This window comes from Bacillus haimaensis (genome assembly GCF_048270625.1).
GTDB lineage: Bacteria > Bacillota > Bacilli > Bacillales > Bacillaceae_I > Sutcliffiella_A > Sutcliffiella_A haimaensis.
On record NZ_CP158164.1, the window covers coordinates 1302726 to 1316680 of the forward strand.

At 43.7% G+C, this 13955-nt stretch carries 14 protein-coding genes and 1 pseudogene; 12 read left to right on the top strand and 3 right to left on the bottom strand.

Features of this window, described 5'->3' with window-relative positions; translation table 11 throughout:
- Positions 1-157: 157 nt before the first annotated feature.
- Positions 158-1618, bottom strand: coding sequence for a catalase KatA (katA, locus tag ABN702_RS06555; RefSeq protein WP_417899931.1), 1461 nt, complete (start codon positions 1616-1618; stop codon positions 158-160).
- A gap of 210 nt (positions 1619-1828) precedes the next feature.
- On the opposite strand from katA, the gene ABN702_RS06560 reads away from it, so the two are divergent.
- The gene (locus ABN702_RS06560; protein ID WP_417899932.1) at positions 1829-2083 is read left to right on the top strand and encodes a YqkE family protein; all 255 of its coding nucleotides are present in this window, start codon (positions 1829-1831) and stop codon (positions 2081-2083) included.
- Positions 2084-2605, top strand: a complete 522-nt coding sequence (locus ABN702_RS06565) for a GrpB family protein (RefSeq protein ID WP_417899933.1) — start codon at positions 2084-2086, stop codon at positions 2603-2605.
- A 37-nt stretch (positions 2606-2642) separates the two neighbouring features.
- Here ABN702_RS06565 and ABN702_RS06570 read toward each other — a convergent pair whose 3' ends face one another.
- Positions 2643-3563 carry an aldo/keto reductase gene (locus ABN702_RS06570; protein ID WP_417899934.1) on the bottom strand — a complete coding sequence of 307 codons (921 nt, stop codon included), beginning with the start codon at positions 3561-3563 and terminating at the stop codon, positions 2643-2645.
- Between the two features lie 77 nt (positions 3564-3640).
- The gene (gene mciZ / locus ABN702_RS06575; RefSeq protein ID WP_417899935.1) at positions 3641-3781 is read right to left on the bottom strand and encodes a Z-ring formation inhibitor MciZ; all 141 of its coding nucleotides are present in this window, start codon (positions 3779-3781) and stop codon (positions 3641-3643) included.
- 75 nt (positions 3782-3856) lie between these two features.
- Here mciZ and ABN702_RS06580 point away from each other — a divergent pair.
- The 10 genes and pseudogenes from ABN702_RS06580 to ABN702_RS06625 all read left to right on the top strand — a co-directional run bounded on the left by ABN702_RS06580 (position 3857) and on the right by ABN702_RS06625 (position 13876).
- A pseudogene (locus tag ABN702_RS06580) lies at positions 3857-4407 on the top strand (NUDIX hydrolase).
- 9 nt (positions 4408-4416) lie between these two features.
- Positions 4417-5586: an endonuclease Q family protein gene (locus tag ABN702_RS06585; RefSeq protein ID WP_417899936.1), complete on the top strand. Its 1170-nt coding sequence runs from the start codon at positions 4417-4419 to the stop codon at positions 5584-5586.
- 154 nt (positions 5587-5740) lie between these two features.
- Positions 5741-6382: a stage II sporulation protein M gene (gene spoIIM / locus ABN702_RS06590; protein ID WP_417899937.1), complete on the top strand. Its 642-nt coding sequence runs from the start codon at positions 5741-5743 to the stop codon at positions 6380-6382.
- 110 nt (positions 6383-6492) lie between these two features.
- Positions 6493-6954, top strand: coding sequence for a Fur family transcriptional regulator (locus tag ABN702_RS06595; protein WP_417899938.1), 462 nt, complete (start codon positions 6493-6495; stop codon positions 6952-6954).
- A 415-nt stretch (positions 6955-7369) separates the two neighbouring features.
- Complete coding sequence (locus ABN702_RS06600; RefSeq protein ID WP_204418043.1) at positions 7370-7597, top strand: YqzK family protein; 228 nt, start codon at positions 7370-7372, stop codon at positions 7595-7597.
- A gap of 6 nt (positions 7598-7603) precedes the next feature.
- Positions 7604-8494: a site-specific tyrosine recombinase XerD gene (xerD, locus tag ABN702_RS06605; RefSeq protein WP_417899939.1), complete on the top strand. Its 891-nt coding sequence runs from the start codon at positions 7604-7606 to the stop codon at positions 8492-8494.
- A gap of 193 nt (positions 8495-8687) precedes the next feature.
- The gene (gene deoB, locus ABN702_RS06610; protein ID WP_417899940.1) at positions 8688-9872 is read left to right on the top strand and encodes a phosphopentomutase; all 1185 of its coding nucleotides are present in this window, start codon (positions 8688-8690) and stop codon (positions 9870-9872) included.
- A 12-nt stretch (positions 9873-9884) separates the two neighbouring features.
- Positions 9885-10700, top strand: coding sequence for a purine-nucleoside phosphorylase (locus tag ABN702_RS06615; RefSeq protein WP_417899941.1), 816 nt, complete (start codon positions 9885-9887; stop codon positions 10698-10700).
- A 24-nt stretch (positions 10701-10724) separates the two neighbouring features.
- Positions 10725-12029 carry a pyrimidine-nucleoside phosphorylase gene (locus ABN702_RS06620; RefSeq protein ID WP_417899942.1) on the top strand — a complete coding sequence of 435 codons (1305 nt, stop codon included), beginning with the start codon at positions 10725-10727 and terminating at the stop codon, positions 12027-12029.
- Positions 12030-12712: 683 nt separating this feature from the next.
- Complete coding sequence (locus ABN702_RS06625) at positions 12713-13876, top strand: D-alanyl-D-alanine carboxypeptidase family protein (RefSeq protein WP_417899943.1); 1164 nt, start codon at positions 12713-12715, stop codon at positions 13874-13876.
- The last annotated feature ends 79 nt before the right edge of the window (positions 13877-13955 follow it).

Consider the following 13955-nt stretch of genomic DNA (forward strand, 5'->3'; position numbering starts at 1 on the left):
CAATTTTCTCTCCGGTTTTTCACAAACTCTGCAGATTTGACCGATCATGTTTCCTACTCCTTTCCGATTTAGAAACAGGCACCATTATGTTGGCGCCTGCCATGCAGTAGTGAGAATAAAAGAGAATGTTAATGTCTGATATTAATAGTCCAACAAGTTATAGAACTTCTTGTGGCACTTTTAGCCCGAGTCCTTCTGCGACGCGTGTTCCGTATTCAGGGTCCGCCTTGTAGAAGTGGGAGATCTGGCGAAGCTTGATTTCTTCACTTTCAACAGGAGCAATGGAACCAACGATATTGGCTACAAGACGTGCGCGTTCCTCTTCGCTTTGCAGGCGATATAGGTCGCCGGCTTGTGTATAGTGGTCGTTATGGTCAAATTCCACACTGTCGGCAACTCCGGAAACAGGATATGCCGCTGGCTTATTTTCAGGTGATTCAGTTGGTCCTCCATAGCTGTTCGGCTCATAGTAGACGGAACCGCCTCCATTGTTATCGAATCTCATCTGGCCATCGCGCTGGTAGTTGTGTACTTCATTGCGTGCCCGGTTGATCGGCAATGCCTGATGGTTGGCTCCTACGCGATAGCGGTGTGCATCATGGTAGGCGAACAAGCGTCCTTGCAGCATTTTGTCAGGAGATACATCGATTCCCGGCACCAATGTTCCAGGGGAAAATGTTGCCTGTTCCACCTCTGCAAAGTAGTTATCCGGGTTCTTGTCCAAGACCATGCGGCCAACTTCGATAAGAGGATAGTCCTTTTGGGACCAAACTTTCGTCACATCGAATGGATCGAAGCGGTACGTATTGGCGTCCTGAAGTGGCATGATTTGTACATATACCTTCCATGCAGGGAATTCGCCTTTCTCGATGGAATGGAAAAGATCTTCTGTATGATAGTCAGGATTTTCCCCGGCAATTTTTGTCCCGACTTCCTCTGTCAGGTTTTTGATACCTTGCTCTGTTTTGAAATGGTATTTGATCCAAACTCCATCGCCATCCTCATTTACCCATTTAAAGGTGTGGCTTCCGAATCCATGCATATGGCGAAAGGTTGCCGGGATTCCGCGGTCCGACATAAGGATGGTTACCTGATGCAGGGATTCAGGGGAAAGGCTCCAGAAATCCCATACCGCATTAGGATTCTTTAAGTGTGTTTGTGGGTGGCGTTTTTGCGTATGGATAAAATCCGGAAATTTGATGGCATCACGAATGAAGAACACAGGTGTGTTGTTACCTACAAGATCGTAGTTTCCATCTTCCGTATAGAATTTCACTGCAAATCCACGCGGGTCCCGAACGGAATCAGCAGAACCATTTTCACCTGCAACCGTGGAGAAGCGAACGAATAACGGTGTTCGTTTTCCAACCTCGGATAGGAATTTTGCCTTCGTATATTTAGTCACGTCGTTTGTCACTTCGAAGTAGCCGTGTGCACCGGCACCTTTGGCGTGAACAACCCGCTCAGGTACGCGTTCCCTGTTGAAGTGGGCCAGTTTTTCTAATAGGTGTACATCTTGGATCAATGTCGGGCCTCTGGAACCGGCCGTCATGGAGTTCTGGTTGTCCCCAACAGGAGCACCCCAGCTAGTAGTTAATTTATTGTTTTTTGTACCCAAATTTAAACACCTCAACGTATAGAATTAATAGTACGATATAAATGATAACACTTCTCAAAGAAAAATCAATATCTTTTTATAATAATTCTAAATAAAAAACTATTTTAAAGATAAGATTATATTGTACAGAGAATTTAATGCTCAATATTATTTCGAATAAGAGGGCATTCTGCTATACTACTAAAAAACAAATAAAGGAGATTGTCATGTATGAAGAAAAAACAGCGAAAGCAACAACCCCATACTGCAAAGCAAAAAGAAGAGAAGCTTTCCTTGAAGGATCAGCTGCAGGACGATGTTTTTTCAAAATTAAAATCAATGAAAGAACAGCTTGTTCAGACAGAGCAGAAGGCAAAGGATGAAGAGGCAGCCAAAATAAAAGAGGAAAAACGTCTAAAGGAGAAGAACAAGTCGTTCGAAGAATTGTTTGAGGAAAGCAACCAGAACTGGAAGGAATTTAAATAGGTGACAAGGAAATATATTGTCGTCGATCATAACCCGTTTTGGATGGATCAGTTTCAATCTGAGAAAAAGCTTTTGAAAGAGGTATTCGGTAAAGCGGCCGTGAATATCCATCATATCGGTAGCACGGCTATTCCTTCGATTAAAGCGAAACCTATTATCGATATTTTAATTGAAGTTTCTTCATTAAGTGTGGTGGACCAGCTACATACAAAGCTTGAGGAGCTTGGTTATGAGGCGAAAGGAGAAAATGGAATCGCGCAGCGTCGCTATTTTCAAAAAGGCGGAGTAAAGCGCAGTCACCATCTCCATTGCTTTTTGTCCGATCATCCAGAAGTGAAACGGCACCTGAATTTCCGCGACTATCTAATCGCGCATCCTGAAAAAGCAATGGAATACAGCGACTTGAAGCACCGTTTATCGATGGAACATGACGGGGATCGCGAGGCATATCTCTCGGGGAAAGAGCCTCTAATCAAGCAATTCGATAAGGAAGCGGAGACGTGGTCTAGTAGTATCAAATAAAAGTGCCTGACATACTCAATAATGTCAGGCACTTTTTTCAATTACGGTGGGAATCATAATGCGACTGCTTCAGAAAAGTCTTTAATCTTACCATTTCACTTTCTGTCAATGGAGGGTATTCCATAGCGGAAATGTTGGCCCTTACCTGTTCCACCGAGCTCGCTCCGGGAACTACGGCAGCAACTGTAGGATGAGCCAAGCAATAATGAAGAGCAGCCGATTGTAACGGGCGGTCCTTAATCGTGTCATGAAGTTTTCTAATTAACTCCACTAGCTCTTCATAAGAATAATCCATATAACCATTATCTTTTGCCTTTTCTTTCGCTTTTTCGAGACCTTTATTGGAAAGAAGTCCTTTTGCTAGAGGGCCCCTTGCTACTACGCTGATGTTATTGGATGCGAGATAATCCAGATATTCCTCAGGTCTCGTATCGAGCATGGAATATTGCATCATGACGGAAACGATTGCAGAGGATTCCGCAAAACGTTTGAAAACATTCGGCCGGATGGATGAGATCCCGTATTCACGGATATATCCTTCCTTCTTCAATTCCTCGAATGCTTCGATTGCTTCTTCCGTAGGGTCTTCAATTGTCCCACCGTGAAGCTGGTATAGGTCGATATAATCCGTCTGCAATCTCTTTAGGCTATCCTTTACCCCGGACTTGATGTGTTCCTTTGAAGGATCCCATTCCCAGCCTTCTTTCCCAGGGGTCCATCTGTTGCCGACCTTGGTGGCAAGGATGACCTTGTCGCGCTGTCCCTTCAAGGCTTGTCCGACGATTTCTTCGTTACGTCCAAAATCATAGAGGTCAGCTGTATCCAAGTAGTTGATGCCGTGATCTAGTGCTTCTTTTATAATTTCCCCAGCCTTTTTTTCATCGGTGCCAAGTGACATGCAGCCAAGCCCTATTTTACTAATAAAAAGATCTGAATTTCCTAACCTGTTTTTCTCCATTCAAAATTCCCTCCTTATATGAAAATCACTTTTTATTAGTGTAACGAAAAAAGAAGGCCCCCGGCAAACGGGAGCCCTCATTTAGCGTTATTTTCTTTGAGGTGAACAATCCATTCCTGAACTGTCCCATGCTTTTTGGCGTATTCCTTCAGCTTGGACCGGATTTCCCAAGCTTTCCCCACCAGAACGATACTGTTAGGACGCACATAGATCTGCAATTTTGTTACCTCCTAATCGTTGTATGGTAGAATGTATGAATAAATAATGACAATCAGAACAAGGAGCGGTTTAGAGTGGATCATTTAAAGGAAACGACGATAAAAAAAGACAAATTATTTTCAGGAAGAATCATTGATTTGTATCTGGAAGAGGTGCGTTTGCCGAATGGAAATACGAGCAGCCGTGAGATTATCAAGCATCCGGGGCAGTAGCTGTCATCGCCATTACAGAGGAAGATAAAATTGTAATGGTACGTCAGTTCCGCAAAGCAATGGAAAAGGTGTTAGTGGAAATACCGGCAGGCAAGCTTGAAAAAGGGGAGGAACCGATCACGACAGCGAAACGTGAGCTTGAGGAGGAAACAGGCTATACATGTGATTCTCTGACACCGCTCATCTCCTTTTATACATCACCCGGTTTTGCAAATGAACTAGTGCATCTTTTTATAGCCAACGGTTTGAGGAAGGATACCGAAGAGCATCACTTGGATGAGGATGAGTTTGTTGATTTACTAGAGGTTACCTTGGAGGAAGCTCAGCTGATGGTACAAAACCAGGAAATTTACGATGCCAAAACAGCCTTTGCCGTTCAGTATCTACAACTGCAAGCCATGATGCGAAAGTAGGAGGGTTCCATGCAGGAGTATTTTGCAGATTTACATATTCATTTGGGCTCCACCTTAAGTGGCAAACCCGTTAAAATTACCGCTTCGAGGAAAATGACCATCGAAGCGGTGATCGAAGAGGCACAGAGTCGTAAAGGACTGGATATGATAGGGGTCATTGACTGCCACGTCCCTGAAGTGCTGGTACAGATAGGGAATTGGATGAAGGATGGAGTGGCACATGAAAAACCTGATGGTGGGATACAGTTTGGAGAAACAACGCTGATTCTCGGTACAGAGTTGGAAGTCCATGATGAAAACTGCCAGGGACTTATTCATGTTTTATGTTATTTCCCAACACGTTACACCATGATCGAGTTTTCGCGCTGGCTTAATGAACGCTTGAAAAATATCACGCTATCCACACAACGTGTATATGAAAATGCAGTGGTGATTCAGGAAAAAGTGCGTGAACTTAATGGATTATTCATTCCTGCGCATGTGTTTACCCCCTTTAAGAGCCTCTATGGGAAAGGTGTTGTCCGAAGCTTGACAGAAGTGTTTGATCCTGAACTGATCGATGCGGTGGAGCTTGGATTGAGTGCGAATACCGCTATGGCAAGCGCTTTGTCCGAACTTGACCGTTATTCGTTTGTCTCCAATTCGGATGCCCATTCGGTCGGGAAAATCGCTCGGGAATACCAGAAGATCAAACTGATGGAACCGTCGTTTGAAGATCTGAGGCATGCTCTGCACGAGAGGGATGGTAGAGGTATTACAGCCAATTACGGGCTCGATCCGCATCTTGGAAAATACTATCGGACCGCTTGTGTTGAATGTTTGCAGGTCGTGGATGGTGTGGGTGCAGTGTTAGATGGTTGTCCGGGCTGCGGACATGCACGGTTGACAAAAGGCGTTTCAGTGCGAATAGAAGAGATTCGTGATCAAGCGGAATCTTCCAGGAAAAGACCTCCGTATATCCACCAGGTCCCGTTGGATTTCATACCCGGGCTCGGTCCGAAAACGTTGTTGAAGCTGCGAGAGGTGTTTGGAACAGAAATGAAGATTTTGCACGAGGCCACATTTGAACAGCTTGCTTCAGTGATCGGAGAAAAGGTCGCTCAACTGATTGTAAAGGCGAGAAGAGGGGAACTGGCCTTTCATAGCGGTGGCGGGGGCAAGTTTGGAAGAGTGAAGTAGATAAAATTGTGAGGTCGGCGAAAAATGTAAGCCGACTTTTTTGCTGTCCCAGGGAAGAAGTGGATGTCAAAATCGCTAAAAGTTTTCCTCCTCCCTGTCATACTTCCTGTCCTCTCTCATACAATCTAGTAAGAGAGTGATAGGAGGAACTAGGATGAAAAAACAGTCGCGCTTTTCCATTTTACTAGGGCATTTAAGAGAACACTCCTCTTTATACTTGTTCATTGTCGTGCTTTTTTTTATGGGAGTGATATTCGGTGCCATTGTCGTCAACAGCATGAACTTTACGCAGAAGCAGGATCTGCTAATCTACTTGAACCGTTTTTTCGGCCAAGTGGCGGATGGTCAGTATGCGAATGCGAAGGATATATTCTTTCAGAGCTATTTTCATAATGTGAAATATGTGCTCCTCATGTGGGTGCTCGGCATTTCCATCATCGGGTTACCGGTCATTTTGGTATTACTGTTTTTAAAAGGGGTAGTTGTCGGTTTTACGGTTGGCTTTCTGGTCAACCAATTAAGCTGGGAGGGCTTTTTGCTTTCCTTCGTCTCGATCCTGCCTCAGAACATGATTGCCATACCGGCTTACATCATCATTGGCACTTTGTCAGTGGCATTTTCGTTAAAAATGATTCGCCAACAGTTCGTAAAGAGAATTCAGGAGCCGTTCTTTCAGCAGTTCTTAAGGTACAGCCTGGCGATGGGCTGCATCTGCCTATTACTTATCCCGGCATCGCTGATAGAAGCAGTGGCATCCCCGGTATTTATGAAATCGGTTATCACCATGTTGAAATAATTATTATTTAAAAATGACTATTATGGCTTATTTGTAATAATTATATTTTCTTTGACAGTTCTCTCCCTATTCGATAAAATAAAATGGTATAGCGAGGGAGGGAACAAGTTATGGAAGACAGAATTGAACGGATTAAAACGCAGCTACATTCCGCGAGCTACAAGCTTACTCCTCAACGGGAATCAACTGTCCGTGTTTTATTGGAGCATGAAGAGGATCATTTAAGTGCGGAAGATGTATACCTCCTCGTAAAAGAAAAGTCCCCTGAAATTGGACTTGCTACCGTTTATCGAACTTTAGAACTGCTTACAGAATTGAAAATAGTGGATAAAATAAATTTTGGCGATGGTGTGTCCCGTTATGACTTAAGACAAGAGGGCGCAAAGCATTTCCATCACCATTTGGTTTGTATAGAGTGTGGCGCAGTGGATGAGATCCAGGATGACCTGCTGGAAGATGTGGAAGCAATCGTGGAGCGTGATTGGAAATTCAAGATCAAAGATCATCGCCTGACATTCCACGGAATCTGCCACCGCTGCCAGGATCCCGAAAATCCGGAAGAAGAAAACTAGAATACATAATGAAAATGTCCCAACGAGCAAAGTGCTCTGGGACATTTTTTTATTTTTAGGAAATTGATATGTATAAAACCGTATAGTAATAAGTTTTAAGGTGTCTAGCTGTTGATTGGAGCAATAGGCAAAGACTCCTCGAAAATGCGAGCATTTTCTTCGTGCGATGTATCGCTGTCGCAGCTTTCCTTGTCCTGCGGGCAGCGGCGTTTCGTGGAGACCCCACAGGCACAGCCGAGGAGGCTCCACCAACGCCCCTTGGGTCGCTGCGCCTAGTGCGGAAATCAACAGCGGTGTTTAATGTGCAAATTAAATTTACAATCTACACTAACCATGTATAAAACCACGATAAATTGTCATACCTTCTAATAAGACAAGTTATTCGGAAAATTTGCAGGTTGGAGGTTCGTTATACATGAAGAATATTATGGAAACATGCTATAATACATTTAAAGTATTTATTTTATTTACCGGCTGCACCGTGCTATTTTACTATGGCATCATGTGGGTCAATCAGGAATATCAGAATTACCACCGTTATGATGAGCCGGAGGGGGCAGCGGTGAAAGTGACAAAAATGATAGAGGAGAAGGATGAAAGCTGGATACAGCGTTTACTGTTTTTCTATCATTACGGGGAGTAGAGTGGAGTGCAGGAGAATTTAAAGGATTTTATGCATTATTTGGTAGTGGAGAAAGGTTTGGCAGATAATACGATTGTGTCCTATGAACGTGACTTGAAAGCATATATTTTATATATCAGCAAGGTGGAGGAGATCGCTTCACTCGATCATGTAACGAGGGCAACCATTGTCCAGTTCTTAAAGTTCCTTCATGAAAAAGGAAAGTCATCAAAAACCATATCGAGGCATATAGCATCTATACGCTCTTTTCACCAATTTTTGCTTCGGGAAAAAGTGACGACCCAGGATCCGACTGTACATATCGACCGTCCCAAGAAGGAGCAAAAGCTACCTCAAGTCTTATCGGTGGATGAGGTGCAGGCCCTGTTGGATTCACCGGATACCAATAAGGAGATCGGGATCAGGGATAAAGCGATGCTTGAGCTGTTGTATGCAACAGGTATGCGTGTGTCGGAGCTGATTTCCCTTAATCTAAGTGATGTCCATCTAACTATGGGGTTTGTCCGATGTATAGGAAAAGGGAACAAAGAGAGAATCATTCCCCTTGGAAAATTGGCACAACAGGCGGTTCATACTTATATAGAAGAAAGTAGAAGCCGACTAAAAAAGAAAAAGAGCACCGAAGCTTTGTTTTTGAATCATCATGGAAACAGGTTGACCAGACAAGGATACTGGAAAATCCTCAAAAAGCTCTCCAAAGAGGCGGGAATTGAAAAGGATCTTACCCCTCATACATTGAGGCACTCTTTTGCAACACACCTCTTAGAAAATGGGGCAGATCTCAGGGCTGTCCAGGAGATGCTCGGTCATGCGGATATTTCCACAACACAGATTTATACACACGTTACAAAGACTCGTATGAAGGATGTCTACAGCATGTTTCATCCAAGAGCATAAAGGCTGGTTGTCAGAACAGTCTTTTTTTTATTTTTTGATTGCAAGACTGAAAGCGCTTGTTTATACTGAGGAAAGAGGTCAGACTTCTGACAAATAAAGTTAGTATTTCTTATGGTTATCCTCTTAAAAAGAGGGGAAAATACCTAGGACAAAAAAACATGAATGTAGAATAGCTTTTATAGGAGGTTATCAAATGAGTTCTTATACATATAAAAGAGTGTTCCTTGTTGTGATGGACTCTGTTGGAATCGGGGAAGCGCCTGATGCAGAGAAGTTCGGTGACAAGGGTGCAGATACATTGGGACATATCGCAGAGCGTATGAATGGGCTGGACATGCCAAACATGGCGAAGCTTGGCCTAAGCAATATCGAACAAGTGCAAGGTGTTGAAAAGGCATCCAAGCCGCTTGCTTTCTATACAAAAATGGAAGAGGCATCAAGCGGGAAGGATACAATGACTGGTCACTGGGAAATCATGGGTCTTCGCATCGATACACCATTCCAGGTGTTTCCGGAAGGATTTCCTGACGAGCTGATTCAGGAGCTTGAAGAGAAGACAGGCAGAAAAGTGATTGGAAACATCCCGGCGTCAGGAACGGAAATCCTTGATCAATTAGGAAAAGAGCACATGGATACAGGTGCACTGATTGTCTACACTTCTGCTGATTCAGTTCTGCAAATCGCTGCACATGAAGGTGTCGTTCCGATAGAGGAGCTGTATGACATCTGTAAAATTGCCCGCGAATTGACATTGGATGAAAAATATATGGTTGGTAGAGTCATTGCCCGTCCGTTCGAAGGAGAACCAGGTAACTTCAAGCGTACCTCCAACCGTCATGATTATGCATTAAAGCCATTCGAACGCACTGTCATGAATGAGTTGAAGGACAGCGGATTTGATGTGATTTCCATCGGGAAGATCTCTGACATCTTCGACGGCGAGGGTGTAACAAAATCCCTTCGTACCGTTTCCAATATGGATGGTATGGATAAGCTTATGGATACTGTTGAAATGAACTTCACAGGACTCAGCTTCTTGAATCTTGTTGACTTTGACGCAGTTTACGGTCATAGAAGAGATCCGGAAGGCTACGGAAAAGCTTTGGAAGAGTTCGATGCAAGACTTCCTGAAGTGCTGTCCAACCTTCGTGAGGATGACCTATTAATCATTACAGCCGACCACGGAAATGATCCGACCTTCCCTGGTACCGACCATACACGTGAATATGTACCTTTATTGGCGTACACGCCTCGAAAAGAAGAAGGAAAAGAATTGGAGATCCGTAAGACATTTGCAGATATAGGTGCAACAGTTGCGGATAACTTTAATACAAAAATGCCGAAGCACGGAAAAAGCTTCTTAACAGACTTAAACTAGGGGGAATCTTTCATGAACGTAGCTGCAATCAAACAATCTGCTGATTATATTACAGCAAAAATCAAGAACCAACCGAAAATCGGACTTATTTTGGGATCAGGATTAGGTGTACTTGCGGAGGAAATCCAAAATCCAATCATCATTCCTTACGGAGAAATTCCAGAATTCCCTGTATCCACTGTAGAAGGGCATGCAGGCCAATTGGTGATCGGAGAGCTTGAAGGAAAAATGGTAATCGCGATGCAAGGTCGCTTCCATTTCTATGAAGGCTATTCCATGGACAAAGTGACATTCCCTGTTCGTGTCATGAAGTATTTGGGTGTTGAAAAGTTGATCGTAACAAACGCTGCAGGTGGAGTGAATGAAAGCTTTGAAGCTGGTGATTTGATGCTTCTGACGGACCATATCAACAACATGGGCACAAACCCGTTGATCGGACCGAACGACAATGAACTTGGAGCCCGTTTCCCGGATATGTCCGAGCCGTATTGCAAGGAATTACGTAAGCTTGCAAAGGATGTAGCAACACAAATCGGTCTAAAGGTACAAGAAGGGGTATACGTAGGAAACACAGGACCTTCCTATGAAACTCCAGCAGAAGTTAGAATGCTTCGCACATTAGGCGGGGACGCTGTTGGAATGTCAACTGTGCCGGAAGTGATCATTGCTCGTCACAGCGGTATGAAAGTGCTTGGTATCTCTTGCATCTCTAATATGGCAGCAGGAATTCTTGACCAGCCATTAACACATGATGAAGTAATGGAAACAACGGAGATGGTTAAAGCCAACTTCCTGCAATTCGTAAAAACAATCATCAAAGGTATGTAATTCTAAAATAGAGGTGTTTTTGACATGAGAATGGTAGATGTTATAGAGAAGAAACGTGACGGAAAAGAACTAACTACAGAAGAAATCCAATTCGTCGTAACAGGCTTCACGGACGGTTCCATCCCTGACTATCAAATGAGTGCATTTGCAATGGCTACTTATTTCAAGGGAATGAGCGATCAGGAACGTGCTGACCTTACAATGGCTATGGTTCACTCTGGTGACACGATCGACCTTTCTGCAATCGAAGGAATCAAGGTTGACAAGCACAGTACAGGAGGAGTTGGCGATACAACTACTTTAGTATTGGCTCCACTTGTTGCGGCAGTAGGAGTACCTGTTGCGAAAATGTCTGGACGCGGTCTAGGGCACACAGGCGGTACAATCGATAAGCTTGAAGCGGTACCTGGTTTCCACGTTGAAATCGACAACCAGGAATTCATTGATTACGTGAACAAGAACAAAGTCGCTGTTATCGGCCAGAGCGGAAACCTGACTCCTGCCGACAAAAAGCTTTACGCACTTCGTGATGTAACAGCTACAGTTAACAGCATTCCATTGATCGCAAGCTCCATCATGAGTAAGAAGATCGCAGCTGGAGCAGACGCAATCGTACTTGATGTAAAAACTGGTGCTGGCGCATTCATGAAGGATTTGGACGAAGCGAAAAAGCTTGCAAAAGCAATGGTTGACATCGGGAACAACGTAGGTCGCAGAACAATGGCTGTTATCTCTGACATGAGCCAGCCACTTGGCTATGCTATCGGTAACGCATTGGAAATCAAAGAAGCGATCGATACGCTTCGCGGAAAAGGACCGAAAGATCTTGAAGAGCTTTGCTTGGTCCTTGGAAGCTACATGGTACTTTTAGCAGAGAAGGCTGCGACATTGGAAGAAGCACGTGGCATGCTTGAAGAAGTAATCCGTTCCGGTGCTGCAATCGAAACGTTGAAAACATTCCTGGAAGCGCAAGGCGGAGACTCCTCTGTTGTTGACAATCCTGAAAAAATGCCACAGGCTAAGTATGTGGTTGAATTGGAAGCGAAGGAAGCTGGCGTAGTTTCTGAAATAGTGGCTGATTCCGTTGGTACTGCAGCAATGCTACTAGGGGCTGGCCGTGCAACAAAGGAATCTGAAATCGACTTGGCTGTTGGTATCGTTCTTCGCAAGAAAATCGGTGACAAGGTGGAAGCGGGCGAATCACTTGCAACCATCCACAGCAACCAGGAAGACGTTGCAAAAGTAAAAGAAAAGCTGTATGAAAGCATTAAAGTGGTGTCTGGTGACGTTACTGTGCCACCGCTTGTGTATGATACAATCTCTGAATAATTTTATTGAGACAGCTCCCGTTTTAAATGGGGGCTTTTTTTTATGATTTCCACTTATATGGTATTTTCGACCAATTATAAAACAAAATAATGAAGAACATGATTAAACAAATAGTTATGTTTTGTCCCCAACGAATCTCGCTGTTGGCTATTAGTTGCCATCCAGTTGATATTACGAAAAATATGATGGGAAATCTGAAGCTTTCCTTCACAATAATTTTACCGCCCTCATTTAACTTTTAACCCGAACATTTACATTAAGTATAGATTAACATAAATATCCATTTATTTTGTTTCTTTTTACATATTCTCTTTTTGAAGGTTGTCTAAAAGAATCGTTGATGTTCAAGGTCTCTAGCTGTTGATTGGAGCAATAGGCGAAGACTCCTTGAAAATGCGAGCATTTTCTGCGTGCGATGAATCGCTTCCGAAGCTTTCCTTGTCCTGCGGGAGGTAGCGGTTAGTGGAGACCCCGCAGGCAAAGCCGAGGAGGCTCCACAAGCGCCCCGCGGAAAGCGAAGCCTAGTGCGGAAATCAACAGCGGTGTTAAACTGAGACTTTTCAAAATGCCGCCAGATAAAAGCGCGAGCCCCAAAAATAATTCCACTCCCTTACCAAATCTTAGTATAAAACGTATCTTTATGGAAAAAATGTGAAGTATGGAAAAAGAATGGAGGTATTAGGATGAAAAAGTTTGGAAGTGCCATAATTGCCATTGCTTTTGCTTTTTCCGCATTCAGCCCATTGGCACAGGCGGAGGAAAAAAGTGTTCAACTTACTGAAAATGCGAAATCTGCAATATTAATTGAGCGTGATACAGGACAGGTTCTTTATGAGAAAAACGGACATGAGAAATTACCGCCTGCAAGTATGACCAAGATTATGACGATGCTGCTAATTATGGAAGCGTTGGATGAAGGCAAACTGACTTGGGATGAAAAGATCCGCACAAGTGAACATGCTGCCTCCATGGGCGGGTCCCAGATTTTCCTGGAGCCTGGTGAAGAAATGACGACAGATGAAATGCTGCGTGGTATTGCCATAGCATCCGGAAACGATGCTTCTGTTGCGATGGCTGAGCGAATTGCCGGGTCAGAACAGGCTTTTGTTGAAAAGATGAACAACAAAGCGAAAGAACTGGGGCTTGAAAATACCCTGTTTCAGAATCCGACAGGCCTTCCAGCAAAGAATCATTATAGTACTGCCTCTGATATGGCAGTCATGGCGAAAGAACTGTTGAAGTACGAAGCTATTACCAAATACACAGGTCAATACGAAGATTACCTTCGTCAAAATACGGAAAAGAAATTCTGGCTAGTCAATACGAATAAGCTTGTTAGATTTTACCCCGGTGTCGATGGGGTCAAAACAGGCTTTACTCAAGAAGCTAAGTATTGCTTAACTGCAACTGCTAAGAAAGATAATATGCGTGTCATTGCTGTAGTGTTCGGAGCACCAACTCCAAAGGAACGTAATGCGCAGATTACAAACATGCTTGATTTTGCGTTCAGTCATTATAAGACGCATCCGATGTTCGAACGCAATGTTGAAGTAGCCAAAGTGAAAGTCAGCAAAGGGTCCGATAAGGAGCTGGAAGCTGTAACAAGCGAACCGATCTCCGTCCTCACCAAAAAAGGGGAAAACGTGGATGATGTGGTCAAGGAAATCAAAGTTGACATGAAGCTTCAGGCTCCTATTAAGAAAGGGGATAAGGTCGGGACCATCGTCTTGAAAAAAGGGGATAAGGTTTTATCGGAGAGTGACCTGGTTGCTGGTTCAGATAGTCTTGAAGCTAGTTGGTGGCAGCTGTTTAAGCGTTCAATGGGTCATTTTACAAAATCTAACTGATGAGATTTGTGACGGTTTTACACACTCTTTAGCGAAATAGCACTAGTTTTGTCCTTAAGCAGGATTTTGTTATAGAAAA

Excerpts from the sequence above, each read along its gene's own strand:
- ABN702_RS06560 (WP_417899932.1), top strand. The coding sequence starts at position 1,829 with ATGAAGAAAAAACAGCGAAAGCAACAACCCCATACTGCAAAGCAAAAA.
- ABN702_RS06570 (WP_417899934.1), bottom strand. The coding sequence starts at position 3,563 with ATGGAGAAAAACAGGTTAGGAAATTCAGATCTTTTTATTAGTAAAATA.
- ABN702_RS06585 (WP_417899936.1), top strand. The coding sequence starts at position 4,417 with ATGCAGGAGTATTTTGCAGATTTACATATTCATTTGGGCTCCACCTTA.
- spoIIM (WP_417899937.1), top strand. The coding sequence starts at position 5,741 with ATGAAAAAACAGTCGCGCTTTTCCATTTTACTAGGGCATTTAAGAGAA.
- ABN702_RS06595 (WP_417899938.1), top strand. The coding sequence starts at position 6,493 with ATGGAAGACAGAATTGAACGGATTAAAACGCAGCTACATTCCGCGAGC.
- ABN702_RS06600 (WP_204418043.1), top strand. The coding sequence starts at position 7,370 with ATGAAGAATATTATGGAAACATGCTATAATACATTTAAAGTATTTATT.
- deoB (WP_417899940.1), top strand. The coding sequence starts at position 8,688 with ATGAGTTCTTATACATATAAAAGAGTGTTCCTTGTTGTGATGGACTCT.
- ABN702_RS06615 (WP_417899941.1), top strand. The coding sequence starts at position 9,885 with ATGAACGTAGCTGCAATCAAACAATCTGCTGATTATATTACAGCAAAA.
- ABN702_RS06620 (WP_417899942.1), top strand. The coding sequence starts at position 10,725 with ATGAGAATGGTAGATGTTATAGAGAAGAAACGTGACGGAAAAGAACTA.
- ABN702_RS06625 (WP_417899943.1), top strand. The coding sequence starts at position 12,713 with ATGAAAAAGTTTGGAAGTGCCATAATTGCCATTGCTTTTGCTTTTTCC.